The sequence below is a fragment of the Humibacillus xanthopallidus genome (genome assembly GCF_006717145.1).
Lineage (GTDB): Bacteria > Actinomycetota > Actinomycetes > Actinomycetales > Dermatophilaceae > Humibacillus > Humibacillus xanthopallidus.
The window spans coordinates 682,395-699,439 of record NZ_VFQF01000003.1; the positions used below are offsets into that span (position 1 = coordinate 682,395).

Below are 17,045 nucleotides of genomic sequence, written 5' to 3' on the forward strand. Positions count from 1 at the left end.
ACACTCGGTTGTCGCTGACAGCCGAGTCACCAGACTGTTCGCACCACATCGCACCGCCAGGCCGAAAGGGCACTCAGCAATGCCGATTTACGACGACGTCACCAAGCTGATCGGCAACACGCCGCTCGTGCGCATCAACAAGATCACCGACGGCGCCGAGGCCACCGTCGCGGCCAAGCTGGAGTTCTACAACCCGGCCAACTCCGTCAAGGACCGCATCGGCGTCGCGATCGTCGACGCCGCCGAGGCGAGCGGCGCGCTCCAGCCCGGTGGCACGATCGTCGAGGCGACGTCGGGCAACACCGGCATCGCGCTCGCCATGGTTGGCGCGGCCCGCGGCTACAAGGTCGTGCTGACGATGCCCGAGTCGATGAGCAAGGAGCGCCGCGCGCTGCTGCGCGCCTTCGGTGCCGAGCTCGTCCTCACCGACCCGTCGACCGGCATGAAGGGGGCCGTCGCAAAGGCCGACGAGATCGCCGCTGAGCGTGGCGGCGTGCTGGCCCGCCAGTTCGCCAACGAGGCCAACCCCGAGATCCACCGCAAGACGACGGCCGAGGAGATCTGGAAGGACACCGACGGCGCGGTCGACATCGTCGTCGCGGGCATCGGCACCGGCGGCACGATCACCGGCATCGGCCAGGTGCTCAAGGCCCGCAAGCCGAGCATCCAGATGATCGCCGTCGAGCCGGAGGAGAGCCCGATCCTCAACGGCGGCCAGCCCGGCCCGCACAAGATCCAGGGCATCGGCGCCAACTTCGTGCCGGAGATCCTCGACACCGAGATCTACGACGAGGTCATCGACATCAACGCCGAGACCTCCGTGAAGTGGGCCCGCCGGGCCGCGACCGAGGAGGGCCTGCTCGTCGGCATCAGCTCGGGCGCCGCTCTCGCCGCCGCCGTCCAGGTGGCCCAGCGCCCGGAGAACGCGGGCAAGACGATCGTCGTCATCATCCCCTCGTTCGGCGAGCGCTACCTGTCCACGATCCTCTTCGAGGGTCTCGTCGACTGAAAGTCGTCCCCATGAGCTCAGCAGTCACGACCCACCCGACCTCGATGCCCGCGCGCCCTGCCGAGCCCTCCCTGTCGCTCGTCCGCGGCGAGGGGGTGTCGTCGGTGTCATCGGTGCCGTCCCCGTCCGACGAGGTCGCCCCGGCCGCACCGCAGCGGTATGCCGGCCCGCTCGGTCTCGCGCGCAAGCTCGCTGACCGTGCCCTCGAGGACATCGACGGCGCGCTCGAGCGTGACCCGGCGGCGTCGTCGCGACTCGAGGTCGTGCTCACCTCGCCCGGACTGCACGCCATCTGGGCCCACCGGGGTCTGCACGAGCTGTGGAAGCGGCCCGGCGGCCGGCTGCCGGCCCGGGTGCTCGCGACCGTCTCGCGCTCGCTCACCGGCGTCGAGATCCACCCGGGTGCCCGTCTCGGCCGGCGCTTCTTCATCGACCACGGCATGGGCGTCGTCATCGGTGAGACCGCGGAGGTCGGCGACGACGTCATGCTCTACCACGGGGTGACCCTGGGCGGCCGGTCGCTGGCGAGGGTCAAGCGGCACCCGACGGTGGGCAACCGCGTGACGATCGGGGCCGGTGCGCGCGTGCTCGGGCCGGTGCTCGTCGGTGACGACGTTCAGATCGGCGCGAACTCCGTGGTCGTCAAGGACGTGCCGAGCGGCGCGGTGGCGACCGGCATACCAGCGGTGCTGCGCTTCCCGAAGCCCGACGCGACCAACCGGTGGATCGACCCGGCGATCTTCATCTGAGCTCGACGAGACCACGCTTGACGACGAAGGGCCCCGACTGCGGTCGGGGCCCTTCGTCGTGCGTGGAGCGCCGCTCAGGTCACGAGGTGAAGGCCTGGTCTAAGACCGCCGCGATCTTGGTGTGCCCGGACAGGTTGGGGTGGAGGCAGTCGGCACCGCCGACGAAGTCGCCGGCGCCGAGCTTGCCGAAGGTGTCGGCCACCCGAGCGCCGTTCTGCTGCGAGATCGCGCCGATGATGTCGTTGAGCCCCGTGGGGAGGGTTCCGACGCCCGGCAGGGTGCCGCCTTCGAGCACCCAGTCGCCGAACGGCCCGGCTGCAGGGTTCGCACCGATGTAGCAGTAGGGGAGCGGGTTGTAGTAGGTCATCGTGATGATGACCGTGTCTGGCCCGGCGGCCTCGCGCAGCTCGTGGAGGATCGTGGCGTAGTTGGCGGCGAAGGCCTGGAAGGCGCCGAGGACTGCGGCCTGGCAGCCAGCGGTCGACTCGCCGAGGCAGGCCGAGGTGATCGGCCCGAAGATGTCGTTGCCGCCCACGTCGATGGTGACGACCTCGACGTCGTTGCGCGGGTTGGCGTCGTGGTTGCGCGCCTGGAGCGTGGCCGTCGCCGTGGGGAGCTGCTCGTCGATGACGATCTGGGTGGTCACCCCGGGCTTGCCGGGCTGCCCGTCCATGGGCGGGACGCCTGATCGGGCGAGGTTGACGAGCTGGAGCTGACGGCACCCCTGGCGCGCGTTGTCGCTGCGGGCGGGGAGGCAGTTGAGGTCGCGGACGAGGTCGGTCCGGAACTGCGCGACGTAGCCGTTGGCGCGCCAGCCGGCGACGGTCGTCCAGTAGTCCTTGACGAGCGGGGCGGACTGCTGCCCGTTGGCGATGGAGTCGCCGAGGGCCAGATACATCGGGAGCCCCGGTGGCGGGTTGGTGTCCGGCGACGAGGCCGACGCGGCTGCCCCGCCTCCCACGACTGCGAGCAGGGCCACTGCGAGCGGCGCCACCATCCTCGACCAGCGCGACATGACGTCTCCTTCGACAGCCCCGAGCGTGGATCCTTGTGACGGCAACGCTATTGCTGCAAGGCGGTCGGTGCAGCGGATCGCGCGACAGAACCGGTGGAACCGATTCGGGTGCGGCGCGGGCTCGCACTAGACTTCGGCGCACTGGAGGGCTCGCATAGTGGCCGAGTGCGGCGGTCTTGAAAACCGCTATGGGTTCATAGCCCATCGTGGGTTCGAATCCCACGCCCTCCGCCACAGCCAATCGAAAGAGCAGTTCGTCGCCCTCGTGCGAGCCTCAGTGAGGTGAGCGTCCGAGCGACGAACTGCTCTTTCGATTGGGCGAGCCGGCCGGCATACCGGAGGTCGGCGTGGGCGCCAGGCGAGACGACGAACTGCTCTTTCGATTGGGCGCCCAGGCCGGGCGGCATACCGGAGGTCGGCGTGGGCGCCAGGCGAGACGACGAACTGCTCTTTCGATTGGGCGCCCAGGCCGGGCGGCATACCGAAGGCGCCAGGCGAGACGACGAACTGCTCTTTCGATTGCGACCTCGCTCTTCGATGTCGACGTCGCCCGGGCATGAAAAAAGGGCCTCCGGACAGGTCCGGAGTCCCTTTCATCTCATCGGTGCACCGACCGACACCCGACTCACCAGAGTCCGAGCATCTCCTCGTAGGTGGTGTGTGCCTTGTACTGCCCGACGCGCTGGTAGCGGGACGGGCGGTTCATCGCTGCGAAGAACGACACGAAATGCGACATCGCTGTATTCAGTTTCCTCATGACGAAGCCTCGGACGAGTCATCGCCCCAGGCTCGGTGGTCGACCGTCATTGCGGGACGGTCAGGACCGTCAGACCATCCGCTGACCCGGCCGGGAGCAGGGCCGGGCCGGCGGATGATGTCTGCGAAGCAAGCATAACAGTTCGGCATCCATGCGGGCCATGTGGGTTGACCCCCTCGAAGAGTCGTGAGATATGACAGTGTGAGTCGACGTCCCGGCCTCGAGCCGACCCCACAGCCCTCCCCCGAGGCCGAGCTCGTTCTCGCTGCCCTCGCGCCGCTCCACCTGCCCCGCCCGGCCCCCCTCGTGCTGCGGGGTCGCCGCTTCGACGCGGCCTCGCCTGCGGTCATGGCCATCGTCAACCGCACCCGCGACTCCTTCTTCAGCGGCAACCGGCACTCCGACCTCGAGACGGCGAAGGCTGCGCTCGCGGACGCCGTCGAGCGGGGCGCCGACATCGTCGACGTCGGGGGAGTGCGCGCCGGCCAGGAGGGGGAGGTCGTCGATGCGGAGGAGGAGATCCGCCGCGTCGTGCCCTTCCTCCAGTGGGCCCGGGTGACCTACCCGGGCGTCATCCTCAGCCTCGACACGTGGCGCTCGGAGGTGGCCCGCGAGGCCGACGGTGTCGTCGACCTCGTCAACGACACGTGGGCCGGGCACGACCGGGAGCTCGTTCACGTCGCCGGTGCCGTCGGGGCGGGCTACGTCATCTCACATACCGGCGGCCTTCCGCCGCGCACCGACCCCGTCGACGTCAGCTACGGCGACGACCCGCTCGACGTCGTCCGTGACGTTCTGGCGACGCTCTCGCGCGGTGCCCTCGTTGCCGAGCAGGCCGGCATACCGCGGGAGCGGGTGCTCATCGACCCGACCCTCGACTTCGGCAAGACGACGGCGCACTCGCTCGAGGTGCTGCGCCACACCGCTGACGTCGTTGCGCTGAACTACCCTGTGCTGCAAGCGATGTCGCGCAAGGACTTCATCGGCGAGACGCTCGACCTGCCCGCCGAGGAGCGCCTCGAGGGCTCGCTCGCAGCGACCGCGGTGGCCGCCTGGCTCGGTGCCACGGTGTTCCGCTCGCACGACGTGCGGGCGACGCGACGGGTCGTCGACATGGTCGCGACCATGCGCGGTGACCGGCCCCCGATGCTGTCCGTGCGAGGCACCGCGAGCCCGCCCGCGACCGACCGACCGGTAGACGCCATCTGAACTGCGAGAATGCGCTCGCTCCAAGGGGCCGACTGGTCGGTAACCTGCTAGGTTCGTCGCGGTTGCAGTCGTCGTTCCTCGCGGTCGAGCAGGTGCCCGTCATCACCGGTGACGGGTTCTTTTTCGGCTCGACGGGTTCGTCCGTCTCGAGTGGCGTGATGGCGGCAGCTTGGGATGCGCGAGGTGTGTCATCCCACTCGCTAAAGAAGGAAGAGTTACCCGTATGGCACAGGGCACCGTCAAGTGGTTCAACGCTGAGAAGGGCTTTGGTTTCATTGCCCAGGACGGCGGCGGCCCCGACGTTTTCGTCCACTACTCGGCGATCCAGTCGAACGGCTACCGTTCGCTGGACGAGGCGCAGCGCGTCGAGTTCGAGGTCACCCAGGGCCCCAAGGGCCCCCAGGCTGACGCGGTCCGTCCGCTCTGATCAGAGCGATCTGATCACCCTTTAACGAGCGACACCGCATCACCGCACAGTCGTTTGTGCGAAGGCCCCCCGGTTTCGACCGGGGGGCCTTCGTTTGTCCTGACGTCGTCACCGACGGGTTGGGCGGCGACGGGTGGGCTCAGCGCCGAGGCCGGCTCCCCCGCCGAGGGGGTATGCCGTCCGGCCGGGTCAGCACTGCTCGTACGGCGTCGTCGTCGGGGTGGGCGTCTTCGTCTTCGTCGAGCTCGGCTTGGGTGTGCTCGGCGTCGTCGACGGGGTGGCTGCCGGCTTCGGAGCGGCGATCGCCTTCTTGACGAGCTTGCGGATGAGGTCGTAGTCCGGGTTGCCGGAGTAGACGCCCTGGGTCGAGGTCAGCGCGACGCTCGTGATCTTCGACTTCTGGACGCGCTCGACGAGCTCGACGAAGGCCGGGAGGTCCTGAGCCTCGATGTCGGTGTAGATGCGCTGCTTGAGGATCTTGGCGATCTCGGGGTAGCGGGAGACCATCGAGGCCGGGTTCACCTGTTGGACGATGGCCTGCACGACGCAGCGCTGGCGCATCTGGCGGTGGGTGTCGTCGTCGGCCGCTCGGGTGCGGGCGTACCAGAGGGCGTGGTAGCCGTCGAGGTGCTGCTCGCCGGGGGTGAAGTAGCCCTTGACGCCGAAGATCCGGCCCGAGGCGTCGTGCTGGCCGCCGATGGTCAGCTTCGTGCCGTTGGAGCTCAGCTTGACGTTGATGTCGAGGCCGCCCATGGCGTCGATGAGCTGCTGGAAGCCGTAGAGGTCGACGATGACCATCTGGTTGATCTGGAGGCCGAGGATCTGCTGGACCGCGCCGCGGATCTCCTGACGACCGGCCACTGCACCAGCGGGGTAGGCGCCCGGGTGGTCCTTCGCGAAGCCCTCCGCCTCGACGTAGAGGTTGGTCAGCATGCACTGGCCGGTGACGCCGGGGCTGTTCTGGGAGCAGGTGGACTCGGGCTGGCCGAAGTGACCCGACGGGTAGCGGGCGCGGAGCGGGCTGTCCGGGGCCAGTGGGGCGTAGAGGAGGTTGCGCGGCATCGAGATGAGGGCGGTGCGGCCCGACTTGGTGTCGATGCTCGCCACGATCATCGAGTCGGTGCGGATGCCGGTGCGGTCGGCGCCGGCATCGGAGCCGAGCAGGAGGATGTTGACGCGGGCCTGGTTCGCCCAGGGGTCGTCACCCTCGGTGGCGACCTGAACGCCCTGCCCGGGGCTCTTCTCGGCGGTCGTCGTCGTGCCGAACACCTGGTTGACCGTGTCGGTCGTGATGAGGGTGTACTCGGCGACCTTGAAGGTCGAGCCGGCCACGAGGAAGACGAGCACCGTCGTCAGTGCCGCGAGCGTGCGCGTGCGCGTGCGGTCGAGGCGGGTGGGGCGGGTCTGGATCGCCGTGAGGATGATCGAGCCGCACCAGAGGATGCCGATGACGACGAAGCCGACGGCGACGCCCTGCAGGAGCGAGGGCCGGGCCACGAGCGAGAGGGCGGCGTTCGTGATGCCGTCGCGCAGCACGATGTAGCCGACGACGACACCGGTCAGCAGGAAGAGCGCGAGGATCGCCCAGCCGAGCCGCTTGCTGCGTGTTTGCGTCAGGCCCGCACCGGGTATGACCGTGCCGAGAGTGGTGAGTCCGAGCGAGCGGCGGAAGCCGGCCTTGATCTGGCGGCGAAAGGCTTCGCGACCGCTGGGCGCGGCGGCGCGGCGGGGGCGCGGCGCGTTGGCGTCGGTCATCAGGTCCTCTCGGGCAGGGGTCACCGGTCGTCCGGGTGGGCAACCCTGCCATTGTGCACGCTGATCCTTTGAACTACCTCATTGCGCCGCGATAGTCACATGGGCGTGCCGTGCGGGGGCCCGGTTTGGGTTGCGGTCTGCGGGCCGGTAGCCTGTGTCCGCTCCTGCATCCTGCGCGCCCTCGTCAGAGCTGGTGGGTTGGATCTCGAGCACGGAGGCGTCGCATAGTGGCCTAGTGCGCCCGCCTGCTAAGCGGGTTGAGGATAAAACCTCTCGCGGGTTCAAATCCCGCCGCCTCCGCCAGCACAAGACAGCAGGACCCCGACACGCTTCACCGTCGGGGTCCTGCTGTCTTGTGCTGATGGAACACGTGGGATTTGGGAGGAGTCCACGAGGCCCCGAGGAACGAGGGGCCTCGTGGACGACGGCTCCCGCCGCCTCCGGACGTGCGCGCCGCCTCCGGACGTGCGCGCCGCCACCGGACGTGCGCGCCGCGGTAGGAGACGCACGTGCGGGACGGCGGCACACGGCATACCGCTGGTGGGCTGACCTCGAGGTGTGCGGCTGGCTGCGACGTGGGTCAGGAGGGGGACTGGAGGCGCTGGCGGGCCCGCCCCTTCTGCGAGAAGGGCACCCCCACCCACAGGACGAGCCCGAGGAGCAGCAGCCCGCCGCCGATCCAGAAGGCCGCCGTGTGCGACATCAGCACGTCGAGCACGAGCACGACGCCCCCGACGATGCCGATGCCGAGGGTGAACAGGCCGATGCTCATGAGCCGGTCGGTGTAGGTGACGATGAAGTCCTTGAGCCCGTCGCGGAACAGGGTGCGGTGCAGCGCGACGGGAGCGGTGAAGACGACGACGCTCACGGCAGCGGCGAGCAGCGTGAAGACGTAGATGTTGCGCTGCAGGTCCGTGAGGATCGTGAAGCGCTGCTGGAACGGGATGGTCAGCAGGAAGGCGAAGAGGATCTGGACGCCGGCCTGGGCGATGCGCAGCTCCTGCAGCTGCTCCCCGAAGTTGCGATCGATCCGCTCCGCCTCGGTCTCGTCGCGGGTGTAGGGCTGTGAGTCACTCATCCCCCATGAGTACCCGCTGGCCGGACCGCGGTGACGCGCGAGGGGGCATGACGGAGGGCCCGGCACCTCGAGAGGTGCCGGGCCCTGCATCACGTCGTCCGTCGCCACCGGCCAGCGGCTGCGGACTACCCCACGCGTCTCAGCTCGCGCCGAGGTGGGCCTTCAGGGTGTCGAGCTCCGTGACGAGCTCGGCGGGCAGCCGGTCACCGAACTTGGCGAACCACTCCTCGATGAGGGGGAGCTCGTTCTCCCACTCGGAGGGGTGGACCGCGACGGCCTTGGCGACCTGCTCGGGCGTCATGTCGAGGCCCTCGATGTCGATGCCGTCAGCCGTCGGCACGAGGCCGATCGGGGTCTCGACGGCGTCGGCCTCGCCCTCGAGGCGGTCGACGACCCACTTGAGCACGCGGCTGTTGTCGCCGAAGCCGGGCCACAGGAAGGAGCCGTCCTCGTCACGACGGAACCAGTTGACGCCGAAGATGCGGGGGAGCTTGGAGGCGTCCGCGCCCTTGCCGATCTCGAGCCAGTGGTCCATGTAGTCGGCCGCGTGGTAGCCGATGAAGGGCAGCATCGCCATCGGGTCACGCCGCACGACGCCGACCGCGCCGGTGGCGGCCGCGGTCGTCTCCGAGGAGAGGGTCGCGCCGATGAAGGTGCCGTGGTTCCAGTCGCGCGACTCGTAGACGAGCGGGATCGTCGTCTTGCGGCGACCGCCGAAGAGGATCGCGTCGATCGGCACGCCGTCGGGGTTGTCGTACTCCGGCGCGATCATCGGGCACTGCTTCGCCGGGGTGCAGAAGCGGCTGTTGGGGTGGGCGGCCTTCGTGCCCGCCTCGCCGTCGGCCGGGGTCCAGGAGTTGCCGTGCCAGTCGGTGAGGTGGGCCGGCGGCTCGTCCGTCAGGCCCTCCCACCAGACGTCGCCGTCATCGGTGAGCCCGACGTTGGTGAAGACGGAGTTGCCCTGGTCGATCGTGGCGATGGCCTGCGGGTTGGTCGAGACGCCGGTGCCGGGGGCGACGCCGAAGAGCCCGAACTCCGGGTTCACGGCATACAGCCGACCGTCCTCGCCGAAGCGCATCCACGCGATGTCGTCGCCGACCATCTCGGCCTTCCAGCCGGGGATGGACGGCGTGATCATCGCGAGGTTGGTCTTGCCACACGCGGACGGGAACGCCGCCGCGATGTAGTGGACCCTCCCCTTGGGAGACGTGAGCTTGAGGATGAGCATGTGCTCGGCCATCCAGCCCTCGTCGCGGGCGATCGCCGAGGCGATGCGCAGCGCGTAGCACTTCTTGCCGAGCAGGGCGTTGCCGCCGTAGCCGGAGCCGTAGCTCCAGATGGTGCGCTCCTCGGGGAAGTGGACGATGTACTTGGTCTCCGAGCAGGGCCACGCGACGTCGGCCTGGCCCTCGACGAGCGGGGCGCCGACCGAGTGGAGCGCCGGCACGTAGCGCGCGTTGGTGCGCTCGATGGCGTGCAGCACCTCGTCACCGCAGCGCGCCATGACGAGCATCGACACGGCGACGTAGGCCGAGTCGGTGATCTCCACGCCGAACATCGGTGCCTTGGCGTTGATGTGGCCCATGACGAACGGGATGACGTACATCGTCCGCCCGCGCATGGAGCCGCGGTAGAGCTCGGTCATGAGCCGCTTCATCTGGTCCGGCGCCATCCAGTTGTTGGTGGGGCCGGAGTCCTTCTCGTCCACCGAGCAGATGTAGGTGCGGTCCTCGACGCGGGCGACGTCGCTGGGGTCGCTCGCGCAGTAGAACGAGTTCGGCTTCTTGCTCTCGTCGAGTCGCACGAAGGTGCCGGCCTCGACGAGACCGTCGGTCAGCTCGGTCCACTCCTCGGGAGTGCCGGTGATCCAGTGGATGTCGCGAGGCTGTGTCAGCTCGGCGACCTCGGCGACCCAGGCGGCGAGGCCTGCGTGGGTCGTTCGGGTGATCGGTTTCTCGTCAATGGTGGTCAACTCGGGGCCCATCCCTTTCGCGCGGTGCCGCCCGGCACCACGTCGTGCCGGTGTGACTGCCCGCGTGTGGAGGCTCGTCCCGGTGGGGCCTGAAAGTGTCCACATGCTGAGCAGATGACGTGATGTGTTCAAGGTACGCCCGGGCCGGAACCCTGCTGACCGCATAGGCGTTCCGATCCGGTGAGACGCCTCACACCGGTCGGTGAGTGCAAGGATTTCGACCGCTTCTTGTCGGTTTCTTGCAGGTATTGCGGTACGCGTGCGTAGGTTTTCGGGCTCCGTGACGCGTGCTGAGTTCGGTCTCGGGGCTGGGTGCCGGCTGGGTCCTGGCTGGGTCTTGGGTGCGTCTCGGCTGCGTCGCGGCTGCACCCACCGGGTGGGGTGTGGCGGGGACGGGGTGGCCCGCTGCGGGCATCGGGGCGGACGCTGGCGCCGCCTTCGGGCGGGCGCCGAGGTATGCCGTCCGGCCCGATTTCGTGGATCGGCGGGGAGTTCGCTAAGGTAACTCTTCGTCCCACCCGGTGCCGATCGGCCCGACGGACACGCACCCGTAGCTCAACGGATAGAGCATCTGACTACGGATCAGAAGGTTAGGGGTTCGAATCCCTTCGGGTGCACTCTGTGTTGAGACAGAGAACAGCAGTTCGCAGCCCCGTGTCGCCTCTGGCGGCCGGGGTCTGTCTGCATCCCGGCTGGCATCAGGGTCGCGCTCCAGCCTCGGTCGGGCGGCGTTCGTGGCTGGACGCGTAGAGCAGCCGGAACAACGCCCGGTCACGGTCGTACTCGTCCTTGTGCAGTCTCGAGACGCCGTCCTCACCCCGCCGCTACCTTGGGCACGTCGACTCACGGGGGCGTACGTGTCGGCGACTCAAGGGGAGGAACCACCACTGTGCCCATCCGTAGGATCCTGGCCGCCACGGCTGCCACCATCACTCTCCTGGCCACCGGGGCGGGCGTTGCCGCGAACGCGTCCTCTGTGACGTCAGCCGCCGTCAGTGGCCGCGCTGGCACCTTTGCGTCATCGACCGCGTCGTTGACGCTACCGGCCGGCTTCCAGCTGGTGGACTACCCCACGGGGCAGGCGGCATACAACCTGACGAACTTCGCGTGGCTGGACGATGGTGGCTTGCTCACCAGCGGCAAGAACGGCCTGATCACCTTCCTGCCGGCAGGCGGCACGGTGGCGCGCGTCGTGGGCCAGGTGCCGTCCGTCAGGGCCCTCGGCGACCACGGCTTCCTGGGCTTCGCGCCGGCCAACGACTACATGTCCACGGGCCGGGTGTACGTGTCGTACGACAAGGGCGACCCTGCGGGCACCGGCTTCGGGATGGTGGAGGAGTGGAAAGCACTCCCTGCGGAGAGTCCCACCAGCTTCACCCTGGTCCGCACGCTGGTTGACGGCAGTCAGACCTCGCCGCAGCTGGCCCAGGTTCGGCACACCCATGGCATCGACTCCGTCGTGGTGGCCCCCGACGACACGTTGTTCGTCAGCATCGGCGATGACGCCCTCAACAACGGCGACCCCACGACCTTGCGCGCGCAGGATCTCGACCAGCCCTACGGCAAGGTGCTGCACCTCACCCCGGATGGCACGGGCGTCCCGAACAACCCCTTCTACTCCTCCGCTGCTCCCTCCTCGTGGCGCAGCATGATCTATGCCTACGGTTTCCGTAACCCGTTCCGCTTCGCCCTCGACCCCCGCTCGGGGGTGCCGCACCTGGGTGACGTGGGCTGGAGCACCACCGAGGAGGTCGACACCCTGGTGCCGGGAGCCAACGGGGGCTGGCCGTGCTACGAAGGCACAGACCGCACCACGTTCTCGACCTACAGCGTCTGCCAGGCGCTCTACGCCGCAGGATCGGCGCGGATGCCGATCTGGTCCTACCGGCACGACCAGTCGGGTGTGCAGGCAGGCGCCGCGGTGGTGGGCGGGGTGCACTACACAGGCACGTCCTACCCGAGTCAGTACCGCAACTCCTTCTTCTTCGGCGACTATGCCCGTCACGACCTGTGGACCCTGGCAACCGACACCGCCGGCGCCATGACACGGGCGCCCGAGAGCGCCGGCTTCGCCACCGAGGCAGGCGGCCCCGTCGCCTTCCACACCGGCCCGAACGGCGATGTGACCTATGCCGACCTCCTCGGCGGCACCGTGCGGCGTCTGGTATACCAGGCCGGCAACCGTGCCCCTTCGGCCAAGTTCAGCTCGACCACCAACGCTGCCAGCAAGACAGTCACCTTCTCAGCGGCAGACTCCTACGACCTGGATGGTGACGCCCTCACCTACAGCTGGGACTTCGGGGACGGCACGAGCGGGTCCGGACTGACGGCGACTCACACGTACGCAACCGCGGACCCCATGACGGTGGCCCTGTCCGTACGCGACCAGCTCGGAGCCACGAACACCGCCACATCGACGATCTATCCCGACAACTACACGCCGACGCTGACCCTCACCGCCCCGGCCGCGACGACCACCTACGCGGTCGCTGACACCGTCGCGCTGTCGGCGACCGCTACTGACGCCGAAGACGGCCCGCTGACCGTCAGCTGGGACACGAGCCTGCTGCACTGCCCGTTCGCCGGCAGCTGCCACCTGCACCCCGATGCCGACCCGGTGACAGGCCCGACCTACAGCAAGCCGTTCACCGACCACGGCGCGGACACGACCATGCTCGTGACCGCCCACGTGGCGGACTCCAAGGGCGCCACCGCGACGGCGACCTACGAAGCCAGGCCCACGCTGCGCACCATCGCGGTGAACAGCCCGGTGGCGGTGAACATCAACGGGGTGACCGCTGCCTCAGCCCAGGTGGTGGCTGGCTCGAGTGTGGAGCTCGCCGCCCCGGTGACCTCCACCTACTGGTCGTTCAGCAGCTGGAGCGACGGGGGTGCAGCCACGCACGCCACCACCATGCCCGACGCCGACCTCACCATCAGCGCTCGGTACACCACCGCGATCGACACCAAGTATGCCGCGCTGGGCGGGAGCTCTTCATTCCTCGGGGGGCCCACCACACCTGAATACGACGTCGCCGGGGGTCGTGCCCGCAACTACACGGGCGGTCGCCTCTACTGGAGCGCTGCTGCCGGCGCACACGAGGCGCACGGCGCGATCCTGACCAAGTACCTCGCCGCTGGGGGACCGGCCGTCCTCGGGTTCCCCACCACCGACCAGGTGGCGGTGACCGGCGGTGTGGCCGTCTACTTCACCAAGGCCCGGATCTACTGGTCGTCGACAACCGGAGCGCGCCTCGTCAACGGCGCGATCCTGACCAAGTACCTCGCGGCCGGCGGTCCCGACAGCTACGGGCTGCCCACGACCGACGTCACCGCGGTGACCGGTGGGCTGTACGCCTACTTCACCGGCGGCCGCAGCATCTTCTACTCCGGCACGACCGGAGCCCACCTGGTGAAGGGCGGGATCCTGACCAAGTACCTCGCCGCTGGGGGACCGACCGTCCGCGGGTTCCCCACCACCGACGAGATCGGGGTGACTGCTGGGCTCGCGACCTACTTCACCAAGGCCCGGATCTACTGGTCGTCGACAACGGGAGCGCGCCTCGTCAACGGCGCGATCCTGACCAAGTACCTCGCGGCCGGCGGTCCCGACCGGTACGGGCTGCCCACGACCGACGTCACCGCGGTGACGGGTGGTTGGTACGCCCACTTCACCGGCGGCCGCAGCATCTTCTACTCCGGCACGACCGGCGCGCACCTCGTCTACGGCAAGATCCGCACGAAGTACGCGTCGATGGGCTACCAGAGATCCTGCCTCGGCTTTCCCACCACCGACGAGTACGCCATCACCGACGGCCGCCGCAACCGCTTTGCCCAGGGAAGCATCACCTACCGCTACAGCACCAATACGAGCACTTCGAGCTGTTAGCTCCACTGGCCGGAAAGTCTGGTCGAGTCGGTGCCGCGACGCACAAGGACCCCCAACCGCCGCTACCCCGGCGTCTCGCGAGACACCGGGGTAGCGGCTGGTAGGCGGCGGTCGAGCGGCTATGGAGTGCGCGCCGGTCCCAGCGCCTGACCCTGCGCATCGAAGAGGTACAGACGGTCGGTGTCCACCGTGAGTCGCACACCCTGCCCCTCGGCCAGACGGACCGGTGGGACGAGCCTGGCGACCATGACGCTCGAGCCGGCACCGGCGAGCAGGCTCTCCTCCTCGTCGGAGGCCTGGGCACGGTCTCTCACGTCGGCGTCCGAGGCCTGTTCGACGGGCGCCACGAAGTGGATGAGGCTCTCGTTGCCGAGCATCTCGACGACGTTCACCGTGACGTCGATCGACCGATCACCGCTGGCGTCAGGGGTGTACTGCAGTGACTCCGGCCGCAGGCCCACCGTGATGGGACCCTCCGGGTATGTGCCGAGTCCGCGGATGCGGGCCACGGAGGCGGGGGAGATGTGCAGGTCCTGCGGTCCGAACTTGAGACGCACCGAGCCGTCCGGGTCATGACGCAGAACCGAGTGGAAGAGGTTCATCTTGGGGCTGCCGATGAAGCCGGCCACGAAGACGTTCGCCGGGTTCTCGTAGAGCTCCTGTGGCGGCGCGCACTGCTGGATCCGGCCGTTCTTCATGACGGCGACACGGTCACCCATGGTCATGGCTTCGACCTGGTCGTGCGTGACGTAGAGCGTGGTCACGCCGAGCTGGTGCTGGAGCGCGTCGATCTCGGCCCGCATCTGGACGCGTAGCTTGGCGTCGAGATTCGACAGCGGCTCGTCCATGAGGAAGGCCGCCGGCTGACGGACGATGGCTCGGCCCATGGCCACGCGCTGGCGCTGCCCACCCGAGAGGTTCTTCGGGGTGCGTTCGAGCAGGGCTGTCAGCGACAGGCGCTCGGCTGCCTCGTCGACCCGTCTGCGGATCTCGTCGGACGGCAGGCGCATCATGCGCAGGGCGAAGCCCATGTTCTGCCGAACTGTCATGTGCGGGTAGAGGGCGTAGTCCTGGAAGACCATGGCGATGTCGCGCTCCTGGGGCGACTTCGCGTTGACCACGTCGTCGCCGATGTAGAGCCGGCCGCTGGAGATGTCCTCCAGGCCTGCGGTCATGCGCAGCGCGGTGGACTTGCCGCAGCCGGAGGGGCCGACGAAGACCATGAACTCCCCGTCCTTCACCTCCAGGTCGATGGCGGGAATCGCCTCGGTGCCGTCGGGATAGACCTTGCGGACCTTGTCGTACGTGATGGATGCCATGGTCAGCCTTTCAAGCCGGAGGATGCGACGCTCTGGACGAACCAGCGCTGGAAGACGAGGAAAACGATGAGCAGGGGAAGGACGAACATCACCCCGAAGGCGAAGATCTGTCCCCAGTCGGTGGGCGGTTGCCCTTGGAACACCGAGATCTCGAGGGGCAGGGGTCGGTAGCGCGGCTGGTCGGTCATCATCACCGGCCAGAGGAAGGACCCCCAGGACGAGAGGAAGGTGAGGATCGTGACGGAGGCGAACACGGGTTTGGACATCGGCACGATGATGTAGAGGAAGGTGCGCCAGGGCCCGGCGCCGTCGACGCGCGCCGCCTCGTCCAGCTGCTTGGGCAGTCCGACGAAGAAGGTGTAGAAGAGGTAGATCGACAGGGCGTTGGCGACGAACGGGATGAACTGGACGTAGTAGGTGTTGCGGGAGCCGTTGAGCAGGTAGAAGAGCGGCACGGCGATGGCCTCGAACGGGACGATGACCAGGAGGATGACCGCCAGCATCACGGCGTCGCGCCCGCGCCAGCGAAGCCGGGCGAACGCATACGCGGCCATGGAGTTGACGACGAGCCCGCCGATCACGATGACGACGGAGACGATGAGCGACGTCAGGTAGAAGTTGTAGAAGTAGCCGGTCGCCTCACTGTTGAAGCGCGCGAACACCCCTGCGTAGTTGTCCAGCGAGAGGCTCTCGGGGATGAATCCCGCCAGGCCGTTCAGCACCTTGTCGGCGGGCTTCAGGCTCCCGATGAACATGTAGAGGATCGGCGCGATGAAGAAGACTGCAAGAACGATCAACACGAGGTAGTTGACGGCCTTGCGTGCCGCGCTCGGTCCCTGGTTGGCCGTGACGACGACGGGAGCCGTTCCGGTGGGTTGCGGTCTCGTGCTCATGCGACTTCCCTGTCCTCTCGAAGCAGCCGCCGCTGGACGACGGTGATGGTCAGGACGATGACGAAGAAGACCACGGTGATGGCGGCGCCCCGGCCGACGTTGTTCTCGGTGAACGCGCTGGTCACGGCTTGGTACATGACCGTCGTGGTCGCGTTCTGCGGACCGCCCTGGGTCAGGATGTACACCTGGTCGAACAGGCGGAAGGCGAAGATCGTCGTGACCATGACGACGAAGATGAGCGTGTTACGCAGCCCCGGGACGGTGATGTTCAAGAACTGCTGCCACCGGTTTGCCGTGTCGATCTGGGCGGCCTCGTAGAGGCTCTTGGAGATGCCCTGGAGGCCGGCCAGGATGATGATCATCTGGAACCCGACGCCTTGCCAGATCGACAGGATGATGATCGAGAGCAGCGCTGTCGTCGTGCTGCCGAGCCAGTCGATCGGCGGGATGTGCCCGAACGAGATGGCGTGGAGGAACGCGTTCAGCATGCCGAGGTCGTCGCGGGAGAAGATCAGCTTCCAGATCACGGCGACGAGTGCCATCGGGAACACGACCGGCATGAAGAAGAAGGTGCGGAACACGCTCATGAACCGCAGGCTCTGGTTGAGCAGAAGTGCCAGACCGAGGGCGAGGAGCGTCTGCACAGGCACGACGACGGCGGCGAAGATGAAGTTGTTGAGCAGGCCCCGGTAGAACGTCGGGTCTGTCAGGATGCGGTGGTACTGCTCGAGGCCGAACCAGACGGGTGGTCGGCTCGAGTTCGCGCGGACGTTGAACAGCGACAGGTAGCCCGCTGCGATGAACGGCACGATCACGAACGCGACCAGTCCGATGATGGCCGGCGCAATCATGACCAGCGCGCTGCGGGTGTCTCGTCGGGGTCTGCCCGCGCCCACCTCTGCGGATTCTGCGTCACGGTTGATGGTCTTGACGGTGCTCACGCTCGACCCTCCTTCGGGTGTCGGGAGTGGTG

12 protein-coding genes and 3 tRNA genes are annotated in these 17,045 nt (G+C 68.1%); 8 read left to right on the forward strand and 7 right to left on the reverse strand.

Annotated features, from left to right (window positions below):
• The first annotated feature begins 79 nt into the window (after window positions 1-79).
• Entirely contained in the window at window positions 80-1,009 is a 930-nt protein-coding gene (gene cysK, locus FHX52_RS21165) for a cysteine synthase A (protein WP_141824336.1), read from the forward strand.
• Window positions 1,010-1,122: 113 nt separating this feature from the next.
• Window positions 1,123-1,758, forward strand: coding sequence for a serine O-acetyltransferase (epsC, locus tag FHX52_RS21170; RefSeq protein WP_425460127.1), 636 nt, complete (start codon window positions 1,123-1,125; stop codon window positions 1,756-1,758).
• 79 nt (window positions 1,759-1,837) lie between these two features.
• Here the strand turns inward: epsC and FHX52_RS21175 are convergent, their stop codons facing one another.
• Window positions 1,838-2,773, reverse strand: coding sequence for an SGNH/GDSL hydrolase family protein (locus FHX52_RS21175; protein ID WP_141824337.1), 936 nt, complete (start codon window positions 2,771-2,773; stop codon window positions 1,838-1,840).
• Window positions 2,774-2,916: 143 nt separating this feature from the next.
• Here FHX52_RS21175 and FHX52_RS21180 point away from each other — a divergent pair.
• The 3 genes from FHX52_RS21180 (at window position 2,917) to FHX52_RS21190 (ending at window position 5,166) form a co-directional block, all read left to right on the forward strand.
• Window positions 2,917-3,007 (forward strand) — tRNA-Ser (locus FHX52_RS21180).
• Between the two features lie 808 nt (window positions 3,008-3,815).
• A complete protein-coding gene (gene folP / locus FHX52_RS21185; RefSeq protein ID WP_246070374.1) occupies window positions 3,816-4,739 on the forward strand; it encodes a dihydropteroate synthase in 924 nt (307 codons plus the stop codon).
• 223 nt (window positions 4,740-4,962) lie between these two features.
• Entirely contained in the window at window positions 4,963-5,166 is a 204-nt protein-coding gene (locus FHX52_RS21190) for a cold-shock protein (protein WP_013491183.1), read from the forward strand.
• A gap of 189 nt (window positions 5,167-5,355) precedes the next feature.
• Here the strand turns inward: FHX52_RS21190 and FHX52_RS21195 are convergent, their stop codons facing one another.
• Window positions 5,356-6,921 carry an LCP family protein gene (locus tag FHX52_RS21195; RefSeq protein WP_141824339.1) on the reverse strand — a complete coding sequence of 522 codons (1,566 nt, stop codon included), beginning with the start codon at window positions 6,919-6,921 and terminating at the stop codon, window positions 5,356-5,358.
• Between the two features lie 213 nt (window positions 6,922-7,134).
• Here FHX52_RS21195 and FHX52_RS21200 point away from each other — a divergent pair.
• Window positions 7,135-7,224, forward strand: a tRNA-Ser gene (locus FHX52_RS21200).
• A gap of 277 nt (window positions 7,225-7,501) precedes the next feature.
• On the opposite strand, the gene FHX52_RS21205 is transcribed toward FHX52_RS21200, so the two are convergent.
• Together FHX52_RS21205 and FHX52_RS21210 are read right to left on the reverse strand one after the other, a co-directional pair.
• Complete coding sequence (locus tag FHX52_RS21205; RefSeq protein ID WP_141824340.1) at window positions 7,502-7,999, reverse strand: DUF6328 family protein; 498 nt, start codon at window positions 7,997-7,999, stop codon at window positions 7,502-7,504.
• A 139-nt stretch (window positions 8,000-8,138) separates the two neighbouring features.
• A complete protein-coding gene (locus FHX52_RS21210; protein ID WP_141824341.1) occupies window positions 8,139-9,983 on the reverse strand; it encodes a phosphoenolpyruvate carboxykinase (GTP) in 1,845 nt (614 codons plus the stop codon).
• A 532-nt stretch (window positions 9,984-10,515) separates the two neighbouring features.
• On the opposite strand from FHX52_RS21210, the gene FHX52_RS21215 reads away from it, so the two are divergent.
• Both FHX52_RS21215 and FHX52_RS21220 read left to right on the forward strand, forming a co-directional pair.
• Window positions 10,516-10,588 (forward strand) — tRNA-Arg (locus tag FHX52_RS21215).
• A 416-nt stretch (window positions 10,589-11,004) separates the two neighbouring features.
• Window positions 11,005-13,860: a PQQ-dependent sugar dehydrogenase gene (locus FHX52_RS21220; RefSeq protein ID WP_141824342.1), complete on the forward strand. Its 2,856-nt coding sequence runs from the start codon at window positions 11,005-11,007 to the stop codon at window positions 13,858-13,860.
• Between the two features lie 119 nt (window positions 13,861-13,979).
• Here the strand turns inward: FHX52_RS21220 and FHX52_RS21225 are convergent, their stop codons facing one another.
• Genes FHX52_RS21225 through FHX52_RS21235 form a run of 3 tightly spaced genes read right to left on the reverse strand, consistent with a single transcriptional unit; the run spans window position 13,980 to window position 17,013 of the window.
• Window positions 13,980-15,179, reverse strand: a complete 1,200-nt coding sequence (locus FHX52_RS21225; protein ID WP_141824343.1) for an ABC transporter ATP-binding protein — start codon at window positions 15,177-15,179, stop codon at window positions 13,980-13,982.
• A 2-nt stretch (window positions 15,180-15,181) separates the two neighbouring features.
• Window positions 15,182-16,072 (reverse strand): carbohydrate ABC transporter permease, encoded by an 891-nt coding sequence (locus FHX52_RS21230; protein ID WP_141824344.1) that lies wholly within the window; start codon window positions 16,070-16,072, stop codon window positions 15,182-15,184.
• On the reverse strand, window positions 16,069-17,013 hold the full coding sequence (locus FHX52_RS21235; RefSeq protein ID WP_246070305.1) for a carbohydrate ABC transporter permease: 945 nt from the start codon (window positions 17,011-17,013) through the stop codon (window positions 16,069-16,071). The genes FHX52_RS21230 and FHX52_RS21235 overlap by 4 nt, the downstream gene beginning before the upstream one ends.
• Between the last annotated feature and the right edge of the window lie 32 nt (window positions 17,014-17,045).

Excerpts from the sequence above, each read along its gene's own strand:
- cysK (WP_141824336.1), top strand. The coding sequence starts at position 80 with ATGCCGATTTACGACGACGTCACCAAGCTGATCGGCAACACGCCGCTC.
- FHX52_RS21175 (WP_141824337.1), bottom strand. The coding sequence starts at position 2,773 with ATGTCGCGCTGGTCGAGGATGGTGGCGCCGCTCGCAGTGGCCCTGCTC.
- FHX52_RS21190 (WP_013491183.1), top strand. The coding sequence starts at position 4,963 with ATGGCACAGGGCACCGTCAAGTGGTTCAACGCTGAGAAGGGCTTTGGT.
- FHX52_RS21195 (WP_141824339.1), bottom strand. The coding sequence starts at position 6,921 with ATGACCGACGCCAACGCGCCGCGCCCCCGCCGCGCCGCCGCGCCCAGC.
- FHX52_RS21205 (WP_141824340.1), bottom strand. The coding sequence starts at position 7,999 with ATGAGTGACTCACAGCCCTACACCCGCGACGAGACCGAGGCGGAGCGG.
- FHX52_RS21210 (WP_141824341.1), bottom strand. The coding sequence starts at position 9,983 with ATGGGCCCCGAGTTGACCACCATTGACGAGAAACCGATCACCCGAACG.
- FHX52_RS21225 (WP_141824343.1), bottom strand. The coding sequence starts at position 15,179 with ATGGCATCCATCACGTACGACAAGGTCCGCAAGGTCTATCCCGACGGC.
- FHX52_RS21230 (WP_141824344.1), bottom strand. The coding sequence starts at position 16,072 with ATGAGCACGAGACCGCAACCCACCGGAACGGCTCCCGTCGTCGTCACG.